Consider the following 17,352-nt stretch of genomic DNA (forward strand, 5'->3'; position numbering starts at 1 on the left):
CAGGCATGAACGCGGCATTCGACATCAAATCGCTGGTCCAGGAAATCGACTACGGCACACCCGCCTCCGAAGCCGAACAGCAGGTAACGCTTACAGTCGACGGCAAGTCGGTAACGGTGCCGGCGGGCACCTCGATCATGCGCGCTTCGATGGAAGCGGGCGTTGAAATCCCGAAGCTCTGCGCGACCGACATGCTGGATTCGTTTGGCTCCTGCCGGGTCTGCCTCGTCGAGATCGACGGGCGCGGCGGCACGCCGGCCTCGTGCACGACGCCGGTCGGCGAGGGCATGGTCGTGCACACACAGAGCGACCGGCTGAACGCCATTCGCCGCGGCGTGATGGAACTCTACGTGTCTGACCACCCGGTGGCGTGGGGCGAAAAGGCCGGCACCGGCGCCAGCGAGTTCGACAAGGTCGTCAGGACGGTCGGCCTGACCGAGAACCGCTATGGCGTCGACGGGCGCAACCACGTCAAGCAAGAAAACGGCGTGGCGCCCGGCCATGGCTCGCTGACCATCGACTATATCGCCCGCGATGAATCCAACCCCTATTTTACCTACGATCCGGCGCAATGCATCGTCTGCTCGCGCTGCGTGCGCGCCTGCGAGGAGGTGCAGGGCACGTTCGCGCTGACCATCGAGGGCCGCGGCTTCGAATCCAGGGTCTCGGCCGGCATGCACGAGGCGTTCGTCGATTCCGAGTGCGTCTCTTGCGGGGCCTGCGTGCAGGCCTGCCCGACCGATGCGCTGAGGGAGAAGACCGTGCTGGCGAAAGGCCTGCCCGAGCGCTCGACCGTCACCACCTGCGCCTATTGCGGCGTCGGCTGCTCGTTCAAGGCCGAGGTCAAGGGCGACGAGGTCATCCGCATGATGCCCTACAAGGCAGGCAAGGCCAACCACGGCCACTCCTGCGTCAAGGGCCGCTTCGCCTATGGCTATGCGACGCACAAGGACCGGATCCTGAAACCGATGATCCGCGAAAAGGTCAGCGATCCGTGGCGCGAAGTGTCGTGGGAAGAGGCGCTCACCCATACGGCGAATGAGTTCCGCCGCATCCAGTACCAGTACGGCCGCACCTCGATCGGCGGCATCACCTCGTCGCGCTGCACCAACGAGGAGACCTACCTCGTCCAGAAGCTGGTCCGGCAGGGCTTCCGCAACAACAATGTCGATACCTGCGCCCGTGTCTGCCATTCTCCGACCGGCTATGGCCTCGGCCAGACCTTCGGCACCTCCGCCGGTACGCAGGATTTCGATTCGATCGAGCAGACGGACGTCATCCTGCTGATCGGCGCCAATCCGACCGACGCGCATCCGGTGTTCGCCTCGCGCATGAAGAAGCGCATGCGCGAGGGCGCCAAGCTGATCGTGCTCGATCCGCGCCGCACCGACATCGTGCGCTCGGCCCACGTCGAGGCGCAGTTCCATCTGCCGCTGAAGCCGGGCACCAACGTCGCCATGCTGACCGCACTTGCCCATGTCATCGTCACCGAGGGCCTGTTCGACGAGGCCTTCATCCGCGAGCGCTGCGACTGGGACGAGTTCCAGGACTGGGCATCGTTCGTGGCGCTGCCGGAAAATAGCCCGGAAGTGGTCGGCCAGCTTGCAAATGTCGATCCCGACGACATACGCGGCGCGGCGCGGCTCTATGCTCGCGGCGGCAACGGCGCGATCTATTACGGCCTCGGCGTGACCGAGCACAGCCAGGGCTCGACCACCGTCATCGCCATTGCCAACCTCGCCATGGCGACCGGCAATATCGGCCGGCCGGGCGTCGGCGTGAACCCGCTGCGCGGCCAGAACAATGTGCAGGGCTCCTGCGACATGGGCTCGTTCCCGCACGAGCTTCCCGGCTATCGCCACATTTCAGGCGACGCGGTGCGCGCCATCTATGAGAGCCTGTGGGGCGTCAAGCTCGACGACGAGCCCGGCCTGCGCATCCCCAATATGCTGGATGCGGCCGTCGACGGCTCGTTCAAGGGACTGTATGTGCAGGGCGAGGACATCCTGCAGTCGGACCCCGACACCAAGCATGTCGCCGCCGGACTGGCGGCGATGGAATGCGTCGTCGTGCACGACCTCTTCCTCAACGAGACGGCCAACTACGCGCATGTGTTCCTGCCCGGCTCGACGTTCCTCGAGAAGGACGGCACCTTCACCAATGCCGAGCGCCGCATCAACATGGTGCGCAAGGTAATGGAGCCGAAATGCGGCTATGCCGACTGGGAAGCGACGCAGGAGCTCGCCAAGGCGCTCGGCCTCGGCTGGAACTACACGCATCCGTCCCAGATCATGGACGAGATCGCCAAGACAACCCCAAGTTTCGCCGGCGTTTCCCTCGACCTTCTCGACCGGGTGGGCTCGGTGCAGTGGCCCTGCAACGAGAAGTCGCCGGAAGGCACGCCGATCATGCATATCGGCGGCTTCGTGCGCGGCAAGGGCAAGTTCATCCGCACCGAATATGTCGCGACCGACGAAAGGACCGGACCGCGCTTCCCGCTGCTGCTGACCACCGGCCGCATCCTGTCGCAATACAATGTCGGCGCGCAGACCCGGCGCACCGACAATGTGGTCTGGCATAGCGAGGACCGGCTGGAGATCCATCCGCACGATGCCGAAAATCGCGGCCTGCGCGACGGCGACTGGGTGCGGCTGACCAGCCGCTCCGGCGAGACGACGCTGCGCGCGCTGATCACCGAGCGGGTGTCGCCGGGCGTCGTCTATACGACCTTCCACCATCCAGACACCCAGGCTAACGTCATCACCACCGACTTCTCCGACTGGGCGACCAACTGCCCGGAATACAAGGTGACCGCGGTGCAGGTGGGTGCATCCAACGGCCCGTCGGAATGGCAGCGCGACTATGACGAGCAGGCAAAGCAAAGCCGCCGCATCGCGAAGTTGGAAGCGGCGGAGTAGTCCTTGACCGCGCGCCGCAAAGCCATTGCGCAGATCTCGCGGCTCGCGCGCCGCGCCGGCGGCACTGCGGCCGCCAACCGCATGGTGCCGGAAGAGACGCCGGTGGCGTTCTCCTTTGCCGGCACCACGCATGCGGTGATGATGGCAAGCCCGGCTGATTTCGAGGATTTCGCGCTCGGCTTCTCGCTGACCGAAGGCATCATTGCCTCGCCGGACGAAATCGAAGCGATCGAAGTCGAGGATCACGGCGCCGGCATCGATATCCAGATCCGGCTGAAGGACCAGGCCAACACCCGCTTCGAAGCGCGTCGCAGACGCCTGGCCGGCCCGGTCGGCTGCGGGTTGTGCGGCATCGAATCGATCGAGGAGGCGATGCGCTCGGTAAACCCGGTCGGTGCGTCGCAACTTACACTTCAGGCCAATGACATCGTCCGCTCGGTCAAGCTTTTGTCGAAGCTGCAGCCGCTGCACGCCGAGACCGGTGCCGTCCACGCCGCCGGTTTTTACCTTCCCGGCAAGGGCATCGTCATGGCGCGCGAGGATGTCGGCCGCCATAACGCACTGGACAAGCTGGCTGGCGCGCTGGCCAAAGCCGGTATCGACGGCAGGTCGGGGGCCGTCGTCGTCACGTCGCGCGTTTCGGTCGAGATGGTGCAGAAGACCGCGGCGATCGGCTCGGCCGTCATCATTGCCGTCTCGGCGCCGACGGCACTTGCCATCCGCACCGCGAACGATTCCGGCATGACGCTGGTGGCGCTGGTGCGCGGCGACGATTTCGATATTTTCACCCATCCTGACCGCGTGGTTTCCGGAGTTGCCAAGCATGTCGCATGACGAAGGCCACCTCATGAGCACCAGCGAAAAGCTGGTTCGCATGGCCAACCAGATCGCCGCCTTTTTCCACTCCAAGCCGCGCGAGCAAGGCATTGCCGGCGTCGCCGAGCACATCAACAAGTTCTGGGAGCCGAGAATGCGCCGGCAATTGTTCGAGATGCTTGACAGCGGCGGCGAAGGTTTCAACGAGCTTGTCGTCGCGGCCGCGCCACACATCAAGCGGCCGGGCGCGCCGGAGGGCGCAGGTTTTAGCGTCGGCGGAGCGAACACCGAGACCGCCGCGTCACAGAAGTAGGCGTCGCGGGCCCACATTCACTCGCGCTAAAGTTTCATCTGCCGCAAGCTGCGCGGCTCTGCTATGATCCGGCGATAAGAAGTCGTCGGGTCGGGCGGACAACTCGTGAGGCCGATCGAAACTCGATACGCGCTCAGTGGCGACGTGCGGATCGCCTATCAGGTGGTCGGCCAGGGGTCGCTCGATCTCGTCTTCGTGCCGGGTTTCATTTCCAATCTCGACCTGCACTGGGAAGACGAGGGCTATAGCCGGCTGTTGAAGCGGCTTTCCGCGTTCTCACGGCTGATCCTGTTCGACAAGCGCGGCACCGGCCTGTCCGACCGCGTCGATGTCCACCACCTGCCCAGCCTCGAAACCCGCATGGACGATGTGCGCGCCGTGATGGATGCGACCGGCAGCGGCCGCGCCGCCTTGCTCGGCGCTTCGGAAGGCGCGCCGATGGCAATGCTGTTCGCCGCCACCTACCCGGAGCGGACGCGGGCGCTGGCGCTTTATGGCGGCTATGCGCATTTCCACAGATGGGTGATGCCGCCGGAACGCCTCGAGGCCTTCATCGCGACGGCGGAGACCGCATGGGGCACCGGCGCCACCCTGCCGCATTTCGCGCCCGGTCGCGTCGACGATCCGCGTTTCGCCACATGGTGGGCGCGCTTCGAGCGGCTGTCGGCGAGCCCGACGGCGGCTATCGCCCTGGCCCGCATGAATGCAGCAATCGACGTGCGCGGCGTGCTGGCGGCGATCAGCGCGCCGACGCTGCTGGTCCACCGCCGAAACGATGCACGCGTCGACCCGGAGGCCAGCCGCTTCCTGGCAAGGAAGATCCCGAATTCGCGATTGGTCGAGGTGCCCGGGCGCGACCACCCGATCTGGACCGGCGATGTCGACCGGGTGGCCGATGTGATCGAGGAATTCCTGACCGGAGCGCGCGCCGTTGCCGAGGTGGAACGCGTGCTGGCAGCACTTCTGGTCACCCGGATCTACGACACGGCGCGGCTTGGCGACCGCCTGTGGAGCGAGCGCAGCCAGCGTTTTCAGGAAACTTGGCGCCTGCTGGTCGGGCGCCATGGCGGCCGCGCGGCCGGCCAGCATGGCGAACTGATGATGGCGCGCTTCGACGGCCCGGCGCGGGCCGTCCGCTGCGCGGCGGCGCTGCGCGATGCGGCGCAGGAGATCGGCGTCGCCAGCGCGCAGGGCGTGCATGTCGGCGAGGTCGAGTTGCGTGGGCCGCCGACGGGATTGACGGCGCGCGTGACGATGCAGCTTGCCGCGCATGCCGGGCGCGGCGACATAATCGCATCGCGGCTGGTCGCCGACCTCGCCGCCGGTTCAGGTCTTCATTTCAATGACGCCGGGCGCATCGCGCTTGACGAGCTGGATGAGCCGCTGGCGTTGGTGCAGGCGACCTCGGAACAGCATCTGGAGCCGGCCTTTCGGCCGAAGGCCAAGGCTGCCGAGCCGGCCGCACTGACGGCGCGCGAAAGCGAGGTGGTGAACCTCATTGCCGACGGCAAGAGCAATGCCGCGATCGCCGCCGAACTGGGGCTGAGCGAACACACGGTCAAGCGCCACGTCGCCAATATTCTGCTCAAGCTGGACCTGCCGTCGCGGGCGGCGGCGGCGGCGTTCTCGGCCCGGCACGCTGGCCCGCACGGGCCATAGCAGCCATGGCGCTTTCGGGCGAAGCGGCTGGGCATGCCTCAGCGCTATCACTTCGTTCCATGCAGGCCAGGCGGATATCGCCGGGAAAGGCGCTGCGAAGGGAGAAATAAAATGCTGAAGTCGACACTCAAATCGCTGGTGCTGGCGGCAGGCGTTGGCGCGCTGCTGGCGATAGTTCCTGCCAAGGCCGAGGACGCCTCGGCGACGGCCGCCTACAAGGATATCCAGGCAACGCTCGGCTCCGTGCCGGACATGTTCAAGACGCTGCCGGACGTCGCTGTCGCCGGCGCCTGGGCCGAGATCAAGGGCGTGCAGCTCAACCCGAACACCGCTCTCGACGGCAAGACCAAGGAATTGATGGGCCTCGCCGTCGCCTCGCAGATCCCCTGCCAGTACTGCATCTATTTCCACACGCAGGCGGCCAAGCTCAATGGCGCCAGCGACGAGGAAATCAAGGAGGCGGTGGCGATGGCCGCGATCGTGCGCCACTGGTCGACGATGCTCAACGGCAGCCAGGTCGATCTCGCCACCTTCAAGAAGCAGTCCGATGAGGTGTTCGCGGCCGTCAAGGCGAAGTCGCAGTGAAGAACCGCTGCCCGGCGGCGAGCGCCGGGCAGCGGCTGATCAAGCAACCGCCCGATCGTCAAGACGGGCCCATGGAGGACAAAATGCTGACCAAGACACAGGCGGTAGACGGCGCGGCGATCAAGAAGGCGATCGAGGGCCGTGATGGAAAATTGCTGGCGAGCTTCTATGCCGACGACGCATTGGTGCGGGTGATCGACCGCAACAACCCGCCGAGCAAGCCGCGCGAAATCCGCGGGCGCGCGGCAATCAGCACGTTCTGGGACGACATCTGCAGCCGCGCGATGACCCACAAGGTCGACACCACCATCGCCGACGGCAACAATCTCGCCTTCACCCAGGCGTGTGCCTATCCGGACGGGACCAAGGTGTTCTGCGCGGCGATGCTGGAGCTGAAGAACGGCCAGATCGCGCGGCAGACCGTCGTGCAGGCATGGGACGAATGAGGCGGCCATGTTCGGTACCAGATGGGCATTTGCCAGGCCGTGTACCCCACCCATAGCCCCTCCCCACAAGGGGGAGGGAGACGTCGAAGTTAATGCTAAGTGGCGCTGCCGCTGCGAAGTTCCCCTCCCCCTTGTGGGAGGGGCTAGGGGTGGGGGTCTTCTTCGCAAGAATCCGCTGCGGTGCACGGGAGCAGGTGGCGGCAGCCGGGTAGCGCAACCCTCCATTACGCCGAGCGAAATCCTACTCGCTTTCACCCTCCAGCGCCGGCACCGACACACCGGCAAGCTCCGCCGCCAGCAGCCGCGCGGCACCGGCGCGCGCGATCCTCAACATCAGCGCCTTGCGTGTTGCCGCCGCCATGCGGTGCTCGGGCGCATCGCGCAAAATCTCGGCACCATAGCCGTCGGAGAGAATGAAGCCGCACTCTTCCGGAAAGATTTCCTGGGGTACGCCGGGATGGGTGGCGAAGAACAAGCGGTCGGAATGCAGCCGGTAGTCCGGCCATTTGCGGTCGACCCTGAAATCCTCGACCGAGGATTTGATCTCGATGATCCAGATGTCGCCCTGGCGGGTCAGAGCCACGAGATCGGCGCGCCGCCCGGTGGCCAGCGACAGTTCGGGCAAGACATGCGCGCCCATGTCCTTGAGCAGCCGCTGCACACCACGCCTCACCAGCATGGCGCGCTCCGACTGGCGGCCGTCGATGAGCGGGTTGAGGGGAATCGGTGAGATGATCGGCATGGCCGCACCATGCCAGATTTTGTTCACGGTTTGAACCCGGTTTTTCAGGGTGATTTATCCGACTGGCAAGCCCGGCCTTAACTGACCGGCATCAAGCCCTCCAGAGCAATAATTCTCGTCTTTGCGCAGCGTTCGCGGATGGCTTTGAGGCGGCCGTATTCCGGAGAGTCGTACCATGCCAGGAGGGAAGCCATGTCGGGGAATTCGACAATGACGAGGCGATGAGGTTCCCAATCGCCTTCCAGAACTTTGGTGGCGCCGCCGCGAGCGATGTACCTCCCCCCATAGCGGGCTTCGGTTGCCGGCACATCCCGGCGGTATTCCTCGAAAACGGCGGCGTCGGTTATATCTACATCAGCAATGAGATATGCGGCCATTGACCTTACTCCCCTTGGGAAGGCAATTGAAACAGGTCTATTAGCGGCCCCGCAACTAAGCCAGCGGTACTACGCCTCGGAAACGACTCGCGTTCTCCCGAATTGGGGCGCTTAACTGTCTTCGTGGGGGCAGCTCTGGGAGGAGACGAACCATGCCGATGTATCTCACACGATTCAGCTACAGGCCCGAAACCTGGGCGCGCTTGATGGATAATCCCGAGGATAGACGCGAGGCTGCCCGTTCCTACATCGAGTCGGTCGGCGGAAAGCTGCACGGGTTCTGGTATGCCTTCGGAGAGTACGATGGCTGGAACCTATGGGAGGCGCCGGACAACGTGTCGATGGCCTCTGTCATGCTCGCCATTGGTGCGGGAGGCGCGCTCAGCTCATACGAGACCACCGTCCTGTTAAGTGTCGAAGAGACGATGGAAGCCCTTGGGAAAGCCAAGTCGATCCGGTATCGCCCACCGGGATCGTGACCGCCGCCCGCGCTTTGCGGAGTGTGGAAGGCTAGGTAACGCTTGCTCGCGAACGGCGCCCGTCGCTAAACTTTTGCGCAAAATCCGCTGCGGCTCTTGGCAGCGCCGGCAGCTTGCGCTTTCAATGTCGGCTACGGTGTTTTACGAGGAGCATTAGATGACGGAAGATGACGTCCGGAAATCAGCGACGCCGGAGGAAATCCGCTCGGCCGTTAGAGGATGGGCGGTGCTTGGGGCAATCATCGTTGCCGTGTTTGGTGCCGCCTACGTCATGATCGACAGTTGAATGGCCGACGATCCTGGTCGCCCCGATGGACTGCCTGAAAAGATCGGCACGGTCCTTGGTGCATTGGTGGTGATCGGCACGTTCGGGCTTCTGGCTTGGACCGTGCTTCGCGGCGTCCTTTATTGAACTCGACCCGTCTGGGCTTTCCCCCGCAGCGGCCGCGTTTCAGGCCGATCTCCTCGTAGCAACGGATGGTCTTGGCCGCAGGCCGGAGCGCTGGGCAGCGTTACCGACATTCACGGTGATGTCCTCGTCTCCTGGTTCTTGTTCTTGGCCCCATTGATTTTGCAGCATAATCCTGCGGGGGCTGTTGCCGAAATACCATAGTCGCAGGTTTACCAGCATGCAAGCCCAAGGATATAGGCATCGCCCGCTTGGCAAGCAAAGCAAATGCCAGCATGAATGAAGATGAAAAAAGCGGCCGACTCGAGCCGCTGTTATTAGGCGGGGCATCGGACCTTTTCATGCGCATGAAGTCACTTGCAATCGTCGCGGCCCTGGCGCTGTCGACGGCTGTCGCCGGTTGCAGCACCATCGGCTCGCAGATCTTCACCAACAATTACGGCGCGGTGACCGATGCCGGCTATCACCTGCCGCGCGTTCCGATCGAAAAGGTGCCGTTCAAATACCGCCGGCAGATCGTCGACTACGACACCAGGGAAAAGCCGGGCACCATTATCGTCGATACGCAGAACAAGTTCCTGTATTTCGTCATGGGCGACGGCGAAGCGATGCGCTACGGCATCGGCGTCGGCCGTGAGGGTTTCGAATGGCACGGCACCGCCCATATCGCGCTGAAGCGCGAATGGCCGACCTGGACACCGCCTTCGCAGATGATCAAGCGCCAGCCGGAGTTGGCCAAGTTTGCCGGTGGCATGGAGCCGGGGTTGAAGAACCCGCTCGGTGCGCGCGCCATGTACCTGTTCAACAAGGGCGGCGACATGGGTTATCGCCTGCATGGCAGCCCCGAATGGAATTCGATCGGCAAGGCGATGTCGTCGGGCTGCATCCGGCTGATGAACCAGGACATTATCGACCTCTACGACCGCACCTCGGTCGGCGCCAAGGTCATTGTGATATAAAACCCTTATACGCGGACCGTCTAGGCAACAACACAGACGTCGCAAACAGAAAACCGGGCACTTTGGCCCGGTTTTTTGTTGTCTATCGACGTTGACGATGGAACGGTGCGTCAGGAGACCTGTTCGACGTGCTGCACTTCCGGCACAAAGTGCCGGAGCAGGTTCTGGATGCCGTGCTTCAGCGTCGCCGTCGACGACGGACAGCCGGCGCAGGCGCCCTTCATGTGCAGGAACACGGTGCCGTTCTCAAAGCCGCGGAAGGTGATGTCGCCGCCATCCTGGGCCACCGCTGGGCGCACCCGCGTGTCGAGCAGCTCCTTGATGGTGACGACCAACTCCTCGTCGGCCTTGTCGTAGAATTCGCCGGTCTGGCTGGTCTCGGCGGCGGGGCCGGCCTTGGCCATCACCGGGGCGCCGGACATGAAATGCTCCATGATGGCGCCGAGGATAGCCGGCTTCAGATGCTGCCAGTCGGGGCCGTCCTTGGTCACGGTGATGAAATCATAGCCGAAGAAGACGCCGGTGACGCCGGGGATTTCGAACAGCCGGCCGGCGAGCGGCGAAGCCGTCGCGGCGCTATCGGCATCGCGGAAATCGGCGGTGCCTTCTTGCAGCACTTCCTTGCCGGGCAGGAATTTCAGCGTCGCCGGGTTTGGCGTCGACTCGGTCTGGATGAACATGGCCGTCTCCGTGCCCATTTCGGGCAACTAGTTTGGAATAGTTCTAATTAGGCTTTATCCGCCCGACATTCAAGCGAAAGGCATCGCGGGGAACGGCTGGCTGGCGGAATGTTTTGCTAGCGCCCTGAAACGCTTGGAGATGTGTTGAGATTCAGGTCAGGCCGAGCCGAAAATGGTGGGTTCCGAGAACCGGAGCGGAGCGTACTTTTGGTACGTGAGCACCGGAAGCGCAGGAAGCCGCCAATTGCAGGCCGGCCTCACCTGAATATCAGCGCATCTCAGGCGAGGCTGTCGATCTCTTCGTCCGACAGGTTCTGCGGCACCACCGTGACGGGAATCGGAAAGGCGGCGCCCTTGCCGGCGACCGCGCCGACCAGCGGCCCCGGCCCCTCCTTGCCGGCGCCTGCCGCCAGCACCAGGATGGCGATGTCCTGGTCTTCCTCGATCAGCTTGTGAATCTCTTCGGTCGGCTTGCCTTCGCGCACCACCAGTTCCGGCTCGATGCCGAGCTTCTGGCGCACCTTGTTGGCATAGCTGTCGAGTGCGGCACGCGCCGTGGCGGTCGCCTCCTCGCGCATGATCTTCTCGACGCCCAGCCAGTGCTGGAAATCATCCGGCTCGATGACATAGAGCAGCACCAGCACGCCGCCCGTGCTTTGCGCCCGCTTCGAGGCATAGGCGACGGCGCGCTCGCATTCCGGCGTGTCGTCGATGATCGCCAGGAACTTACGGCGATGACCGGCTTCGCGGCTGAGGCGTTTGGAGACCATATTCACCCTGTTCGATGGTTTCGGTCGCAATCTGCCACCGCCACAGCCCGCCCGCAAGCGACAGGCGGCGGTGGCGATATTGGTGCGGCTTGAAGCGCGTCGCGTTCGACCAGCGACGCGCTTCAGGTTCTTGTTTTATGCATGTCGTTATCGCAAACCGCTACACACTTTGCGCGACATGCATCAGCCTTGCAGCAGGCCGATAATGTCGCGCACGGTCTTCATGGTCGCTTCGGCCAATGTGCCGGCACGCTCGCCGCCATCCCGCAGCACCGCGTCGACATAGGCGCGGTCGCCGGAGATGCGGCGCATCTCACCGGCGATCGGCGCCAGCTTTTCCACGGCGAGATCGGCAAGCGCCGGCTTGAACACCGAAAACTGCTGGCCGCCGAACTCTTGCAGCACCGCCTCTTTCGATATTTCGGCGAGGCCGGCATAGATGCCGACGAGGTTCTCCGCTTCCGGCCGGCCGGCAAGGCCGTCCAGTTCGCCGGGCAAAGCCTCCGGGTCGGTCTTGGCCTTGCGGATCTTCTTCGAGATGGCGTCGGCATCGTCAGTCAGGTTGATGCGCGACAGGTCCGACGGATCGGATTTCGACATCTTCTTCGAACCGTCGCGCAGCGACATGATGCGCGCCGCCGGGCCGCCGATGACCGGCTCGGTCAGCGGGAAATAGCCGTTCACCGTCTCTTCGCCGACCTGCATCTCGACGCCGACGCCAAGCGCTGCGATGCGGTCCGAAAAGTCGTTGTTGAATTTCTGCGCGATGTCGCGGGTCAGCTCCAGATGCTGCTTCTGGTCGTCGCCGACCGGCACGTGGGTGGCGCGGTAGACGAGGATGTCGGCGGCCATCAGGGAGGGATAGGCGAGCAGGCCGAGCGAGGCGTTCTCGCGGTCCTTGCCGGCCTTGTCCTTGAACTGCGTCATGCGGTTCATCCAACCGATGCGCGCCACGCAGTTGAAGATCCAGGCAAGCTCGGCGTGCTGCATCACCCGCGACTGGTTGAAGACGATGTGCTTGGTCGGATCGATGCCGGAGGCGAGAAACGCCGCGGTGATCGAACGCGTCTGGTCCTGCAGATCCTCATGGACGAGCTGTGCGGTCAGCGAATGCAGGTCGACGACGCAGTAGATGCAGTCGGAGGTGTCCTGCAGGGCGACGAATTTCTTAATGGCGCCGAGATAATTGCCGAGATGCAGATTGCCGGTTGGCTGGACGCCGGAAAAGACGAGCGGTTTGAAGGCGGGCTGATCGGTCATGGTGTTTCCCTGGCTTGTGGAGGGCCGTTTCGCGCGCGGCGAAAGTCTTGCGACGGCGCGCTTATGGACGAGAGCGAGGAGACGATCAAGAGGGGCGTTGGCCAGGGCGCGCAGGCTTTGACGTCGGCCGAACAGAAGGCTGTTTGAGGGATGGCGCCGACCAGAAATAAAAACCCGCCTCGGTGGGCGGGTCGTTGGAGCCAATTAGCACCATACCGAGATTAGTAGCATAGCTGCCGGCACAAAGCAAGAACAAATTGGCGCTGATGAATTTTCCCCCTCACGGATCCGGAGATTGCTCCTTGACCGGCTGGGACGCCTTCCGCCCGATATTGCGGCGGATCATGCCGAAATCGGCGCCGCCGGTGGCGAAGGCGGTGACGAAGTAAAGCAGCGCCCCGCCGGCGATGAGCGCAAGCAGGGTTACCGCCTTGATCACCAGCGGCGAGCCGGAGCCGAGACTTGCGGCGAACCAGCGTTCAGCAAAATAGAGCGCCGCGGCCATCACCGCCGCCGACAGCACCAGCCGCGGGATGCGTTTCATGAGCGGCACGTCGCGGCCCCAATGGCCGCGCCGGATCAGCACGGCGAGCAGCATCGCCGCATTGACCCAGCCGGCGACAGCGGAGGCAACGGCAATGCCGGGCGCGCCCATGGTCGGAAACAGCGTCAGCGCCGTCGTAATGTTAACCGCCACCGAGATGGCGGCAAAAATCATCGGCGTGCGCGTGTCCTCGCGGGCGAAATAACCTGGGGTGAACGCCTTGATCAGCACGAAGGCCGGCAGGCCGAGGCCGAAGATCGCCAGGATTGCCGCGACCGTCGGCGTCGAATTGTTGGCGGCGAAGGCGCCGCGCTCATAGACCAGCCGCACGATCGGCTCGGACATGACCAGCAGCGCGGCCGCCGCCGGCAACGTCATGAACAGAGTGAACTCGACCGAGCGGTTCTGCAGATTGGCGGCCTCGACCAGATTGCCCGATTTCAGCGCCCGCGACAGTTCCGGCAGAAGCACGATGGCGACGGCGACGCCGACGACGCCCAACGGCAGCTGGTAAACGCGGTCGGCATAGGCCAGCGACGACACAGCGCTGTCCTGCGCCGATGCGATCGCCGTGCCGATCAGCTGGTTGATCTGGGTGATGCCGCCGGTGATCGCCGCCGGCAGCGCCAGGATCAGCAGCCGCTTGACGTTCGGCGTCATCTTCGGCCGGCGGAAGCCGATCGAGATGCCGGCATGGCGCACCGCCGCCCAGACGATCGCCAGTTGCACCAGGCCGGCCGCCAGCACACCCCAGGCCAGGCCGAAACCAACGGTGCGGGCGTCCGAACCCTTGTACCAGGCATAGGCGAGCACGGCGATAAGGATGACGTTGAGGAACACCGGTGCCACCGCGGCGGCGAAGTAGCGGCGCAGCGAGTTCAGCATGCCGGCCATCATGGCGCCGAGCGACATGCAGATCAGGTAGGGGAACATGACGGTCGCCAGCGCCACCGTCGTTTCGAATTTTCCCGGCGTATCGGCAAAGCCCGGCGCCACCAGGTAGCGCACGATCAGCGGCATCGCCAGTTCCATGGCAATGGTCAGCGCCAGAAGCGCCGTGAACAAGACGCCGAACACCTCTTCGGAAAAACGCTTGGCGCCGTCGGTGCCGTGTGTCTCGATCTCCTTGGCGAACAGCGGCACGAAGGCGGCATTGAAGGCGCCTTCGGCGAACAGCCGGCGAAAGGTGTTGGGAAACTGGAAGGCGGCGTTGAAGGCGTCGGCGATCGGCCCGGTGCCGAGTGCGGCAGCCATCAGCATCTCGCGGCCGAAACCGAGGGCGCGGCTCATCAGCGTGCCGGAAGCGACCGTGGCGAATTTCTTGACAAGGCTCATGCGCTTGAAGACTGCCTGTGCGATTGGGGCAAATGGAAGGTAACAGTCACTCGGCGGCCGTTTTGGTCTTGCCGCGCTCGGACGCCGTGCCCTCGAGCACCGCGATCAGCCTGTTGCGGATGGTCGCGGTGCGCGACGGGCTGTCGATCTTCTGGCCGGTGAGATCGGTGACGTAGAACGTGTCGATGACCTTTTCGCCGAAGGTGGTGATGTGGGCCGAGGCGATGTCGAGCGACAGGTCCGACAACATGCCGGTGATCTCCGACAGAAGGCCCGGCCTGTCCAGCCCCTCGACCTCGATCACCGAGAACCGGTTCGACAGCGTGTTGCGGATCTCGGCGCGCGGCGGGATGCGGAAAACCTTGGCGCCGCGCCGCGGCTTGGTGCGCTTCTCGATCATTTCGGGCAGCCAGCTCTTGCCCGACAGCACGTCCTCGATCAGCCGGCCGACGCGCTCGGCGCGGCGGCGCTCGTCCTCGTCGCGGTCGAACTCCCTCGAGATCAGGATGGTGTCGAGCGCGCGGCCGTCCGAGGTGGTGAAGATCTGCGCGTCGACGATGTTGCCGCCGGCCGCGGCACAGGCGCCTGCAATCACCGAGAGCAGGCGCGGATGGTCCTGCGCCAGCACGGTGATCTCGGTCACCGCCTCGAACTGGTGGGTTTTCACCATGGTGGCGAGCTTCTTGCCGGCGTGATCGGCCTCGCGGATGAATTCGGCATGGCGGAGCTGGTCGGGAAGATCGACCGCCAGCAGATAGTTCTCGTAGTGCTGGCCGACATAACGCTTGCGGGCCTTTTCCGGCCAGTCGGCAAGCGCCTCGGCCAGTTGTTCGCGCGCCGCCGCCGTCCGTTTGGCGCGCGACACCTCCGAAAACCCGCCGGTCAACAAAAGCTCGGTCTCGTAATAGAGCGTACGCAGCAACTGGCCCTTCCAGCCGTTCCAGACCCCAGGCCCGACGCCGCGGATATCGCAGACGGTAAGCACAAGCAGCATCTTCAGCCGTTCGACCGACTGCACGATGGCGGCAAAATCTTCGATCGTCTTGCGGTCGTTGAGATCGCGGGTCTGCGCCGTCATCGACATGACGAGGTGGTTCTCGACCAGCCAGGCGACCGTTTCGGTGTCGGCCGGCGACAGCCCCATATGCGGGCAGATGCGCCGGGCGATCCTGGCGCCGGCTTGCGAATGGTCCTCCGGCCTGCCCTTGGCGATGTCGTGCAGCAGCACGGCGACATAGAGCGCCTCGCGGCTCTTCTTCAGCCCCGGCATCAGCGAGTGGGCGAGTGGATGGATCTTTTCCCCGTCGCCGCGCTCGATCTCGGCCAGCACCCCGATGCAGCGGATGAGGTGCTCGTCCACCGTGTAGTGGTGGTACATCGAGAACTGCATCATGGCGACGATCTTGCCGAAGTCCGGGATCAGCTTGGCAAGCAGTCCGGCCTCGTTCATGCGCCGCAGATTGAGCTCGGCGTTGCGGTCCGAGGTCAACACATCGAGGAACAGCCGGTTGGCCTCCTCGTCGCGCCTGAGCGCCTTGCCGACGAGGCCGAGAGAGCGGGTCAAAAGCTTCAGCGCATCGGGGTGGAATTCCAGGCCATGCTTGTCGGCAAACCAGAACAGCCTGAGCAGGTTAACCGGATCGCGCTCGAACACCTCGTCGTCGGCAATGTTGATGCGGTGGTTGTCGACGATGAAATCGGCCGTGCCGGCGAGCTTGCGCTTGCGGCGCGAAAAGGTGAGGAAGATGCGGTTGAAGCCCGGCACATGCTTGGCCTGCTCTTCTTCCAGCGCGGCGCAGAAAATGCGGGTCAGGTCGCCGACATCCTTGGCGACGAGGAAGTAGTGCTTCATGAATCGCTCGACCGCCGACAGGCCGGGATGGGTGGTGTAGCCCAGCCGCTCGGCAATATCGCGCTGGATATCGAAATGCAGCCGCTCCTCGGCCTTGCCGGTGAGGAAATGCATGTGGCAGCGCACCGCCCATAGAAAATCCTCGGCCTTCTGGAATTCCCTGTATTCGGCGTCGGTGAAGACGCCCTTGTCGACCAGTTCCTCGCCGGTGCGCACGCGGTAGAAATATTTGGCGATCCAGAACAGCGTCTGCAGGTCGCGCAGGCCGCCCTTGCCGTCCTTGACGTTAGGTTCGACCAGGTAACGGCTCTCGCCGGCCTTGGCGTGGCGCTCGTCGCGTTCGGCGAGCTTGGCCTGGACATATTCGGGGCCGGTGGTGCGCACCACCTCGTGGTCGAAGCGCTGCAAAAGCTCGTCATAGAGCTTTTGCTCGCCCCACAGGAAGCGCGCCTCCAGGATCGAGGTGCGGATGGTGATGTCGGTGCGCGACAGCCTGAGGCACTCGTCGATGTTGCGGGTGGCGTGGCCGACCTTCAGCCCGAGGTCCCACAGCATGTAGAGCATGTATTCGACGATCTGCTCGCCCCAGGGCGTCTGCTTGTAGGGCAGCAGGAACAGCAGGTCGATGTCGGACCCGGGCGCCAGCGTGCCGCGGCCATAGCCGCCGACGGCCACGACCGCCATGCGCTCGGCCGATGACGGGTTTTTGACGCGATAGACATGGCTGGCGGCGAAATCGTAGAGCGCGCTGATGATCTCATCCATCAGATGCGACAGCCGGGCGGCGCAGGCGGTGCCGCTGCCATCGTCCATCAGCATGCGTTCGGCGACCGTGCGGCCGTCGGCGAGCCGGCTTTTGAGAAGCTTGAGGACGCCGCTGCGCGCCGCCTTGCCGGAGCCGTCGCCTGCCGTGGCCGCGGTCAGTTCGGTCATCCCGCGGCGCAAGGCTTCGCCGTCGATCAGTTCCTCGAGCTTCAGGGATATTCTTGCCATAAATGCCGTTCGGCCTCGCCGTTTCGGCGGCGTCTATAGCGCGTTTTCGCGGCGCTGGGTATGGGGCGGACGGACGCGTTCTCCGCAGCCGTGGAACGGCACGATCGTCTCATGCCCGCGGCCGGTGCAGTTTGGGGCCTGGCCACGAAAAATCGAAATCAGCCCTTGACCTTCCAGTTACTGGAAGCACTACCTCCGCCGCAACATCGAAATAC

17 protein-coding genes are annotated in these 17,352 nt (G+C 64.2%); 10 read left to right on the top strand and 7 right to left on the bottom strand.

Going from position 1 to position 17,352, the window contains the following annotated elements:
• The first annotated feature begins 5 nt into the window (after positions 1-5).
• The 6 genes from fdhF (at position 6) to NKJ12_RS09865 (ending at position 6,737) form a co-directional block, all read left to right on the top strand.
• The gene (gene fdhF, locus NKJ12_RS09840; RefSeq protein WP_352702416.1) at positions 6-2,918 is read left to right on the top strand and encodes a formate dehydrogenase subunit alpha; all 2,913 of its coding nucleotides are present in this window, start codon (positions 6-8) and stop codon (positions 2,916-2,918) included.
• 3 nt (positions 2,919-2,921) lie between these two features.
• Positions 2,922-3,752, top strand: coding sequence for a formate dehydrogenase accessory sulfurtransferase FdhD (gene fdhD / locus NKJ12_RS09845; RefSeq protein ID WP_352702418.1), 831 nt, complete (start codon positions 2,922-2,924; stop codon positions 3,750-3,752).
• A complete protein-coding gene (locus NKJ12_RS09850; protein ID WP_352488059.1) occupies positions 3,742-4,047 on the top strand; it encodes a formate dehydrogenase subunit delta in 306 nt (101 codons plus the stop codon). The genes fdhD and NKJ12_RS09850 overlap by 11 nt, the downstream gene beginning before the upstream one ends.
• 105 nt (positions 4,048-4,152) lie before the next feature.
• The gene (locus NKJ12_RS09855; protein ID WP_352702420.1) at positions 4,153-5,706 is read left to right on the top strand and encodes an alpha/beta fold hydrolase; all 1,554 of its coding nucleotides are present in this window, start codon (positions 4,153-4,155) and stop codon (positions 5,704-5,706) included.
• A 111-nt stretch (positions 5,707-5,817) separates the two neighbouring features.
• The gene (locus tag NKJ12_RS09860) at positions 5,818-6,291 is read left to right on the top strand and encodes a carboxymuconolactone decarboxylase family protein (RefSeq protein WP_352448517.1); all 474 of its coding nucleotides are present in this window, start codon (positions 5,818-5,820) and stop codon (positions 6,289-6,291) included.
• A gap of 83 nt (positions 6,292-6,374) precedes the next feature.
• The gene (locus NKJ12_RS09865; protein ID WP_352702422.1) at positions 6,375-6,737 is read left to right on the top strand and encodes a nuclear transport factor 2 family protein; all 363 of its coding nucleotides are present in this window, start codon (positions 6,375-6,377) and stop codon (positions 6,735-6,737) included.
• 241 nt (positions 6,738-6,978) lie between these two features.
• On the opposite strand, the gene NKJ12_RS09870 is transcribed toward NKJ12_RS09865, so the two are convergent.
• Positions 6,979-7,479 (bottom strand): MmcB family DNA repair protein, encoded by a 501-nt coding sequence (locus tag NKJ12_RS09870; protein ID WP_352702552.1) that lies wholly within the window; start codon positions 7,477-7,479, stop codon positions 6,979-6,981.
• A 77-nt stretch (positions 7,480-7,556) separates the two neighbouring features.
• Positions 7,557-7,856, bottom strand: a complete 300-nt coding sequence (locus NKJ12_RS09875) for a DUF1330 domain-containing protein (protein ID WP_352476053.1) — start codon at positions 7,854-7,856, stop codon at positions 7,557-7,559.
• A 152-nt stretch (positions 7,857-8,008) separates the two neighbouring features.
• On the opposite strand from NKJ12_RS09875, the gene NKJ12_RS09880 reads away from it, so the two are divergent.
• The 4 genes from NKJ12_RS09880 to NKJ12_RS09895 all read left to right on the top strand — a co-directional run bounded on the left by NKJ12_RS09880 (position 8,009) and on the right by NKJ12_RS09895 (position 9,703).
• Complete coding sequence (locus tag NKJ12_RS09880) at positions 8,009-8,335, top strand: GYD domain-containing protein (RefSeq protein WP_352476054.1); 327 nt, start codon at positions 8,009-8,011, stop codon at positions 8,333-8,335.
• Between the two features lie 157 nt (positions 8,336-8,492).
• A complete protein-coding gene (locus NKJ12_RS09885; RefSeq protein ID WP_352702424.1) occupies positions 8,493-8,621 on the top strand; it encodes a hypothetical protein in 129 nt (42 codons plus the stop codon).
• Positions 8,622-8,747: a hypothetical protein gene (locus tag NKJ12_RS09890; protein ID WP_352467528.1), complete on the top strand. Its 126-nt coding sequence runs from the start codon at positions 8,622-8,624 to the stop codon at positions 8,745-8,747.
• Positions 8,748-9,085: 338 nt separating this feature from the next.
• The gene (locus NKJ12_RS09895) at positions 9,086-9,703 is read left to right on the top strand and encodes a L,D-transpeptidase (protein ID WP_352448678.1); all 618 of its coding nucleotides are present in this window, start codon (positions 9,086-9,088) and stop codon (positions 9,701-9,703) included.
• Between the two features lie 110 nt (positions 9,704-9,813).
• Here the strand turns inward: NKJ12_RS09895 and NKJ12_RS09900 are convergent, their stop codons facing one another.
• The 5 genes from NKJ12_RS09900 to NKJ12_RS09920 all read right to left on the bottom strand — a co-directional run bounded on the left by NKJ12_RS09900 (position 9,814) and on the right by NKJ12_RS09920 (position 17,137).
• Entirely contained in the window at positions 9,814-10,383 is a 570-nt protein-coding gene (locus tag NKJ12_RS09900; protein ID WP_023676386.1) for a NifU family protein, read from the bottom strand.
• A gap of 278 nt (positions 10,384-10,661) precedes the next feature.
• Positions 10,662-11,153 (bottom strand): universal stress protein, encoded by a 492-nt coding sequence (locus NKJ12_RS09905; protein ID WP_023717912.1) that lies wholly within the window; start codon positions 11,151-11,153, stop codon positions 10,662-10,664.
• A 183-nt stretch (positions 11,154-11,336) separates the two neighbouring features.
• Positions 11,337-12,413: a tryptophan--tRNA ligase gene (trpS, locus tag NKJ12_RS09910; protein WP_352476057.1), complete on the bottom strand. Its 1,077-nt coding sequence runs from the start codon at positions 12,411-12,413 to the stop codon at positions 11,337-11,339.
• A 280-nt stretch (positions 12,414-12,693) separates the two neighbouring features.
• Positions 12,694-14,292 carry a murein biosynthesis integral membrane protein MurJ gene (gene murJ, locus NKJ12_RS09915; RefSeq protein ID WP_352702427.1) on the bottom strand — a complete coding sequence of 533 codons (1,599 nt, stop codon included), beginning with the start codon at positions 14,290-14,292 and terminating at the stop codon, positions 12,694-12,696.
• A gap of 46 nt (positions 14,293-14,338) precedes the next feature.
• Entirely contained in the window at positions 14,339-17,137 is a 2,799-nt protein-coding gene (locus NKJ12_RS09920; RefSeq protein WP_352702429.1) for a [protein-PII] uridylyltransferase, read from the bottom strand.
• Positions 17,138-17,352 lie beyond the last annotated feature (215 nt).

This window comes from Mesorhizobium sp. M0195 (genome assembly GCF_040322115.1).
Taxonomy (GTDB): domain Bacteria; phylum Pseudomonadota; class Alphaproteobacteria; order Rhizobiales; family Rhizobiaceae; genus Mesorhizobium.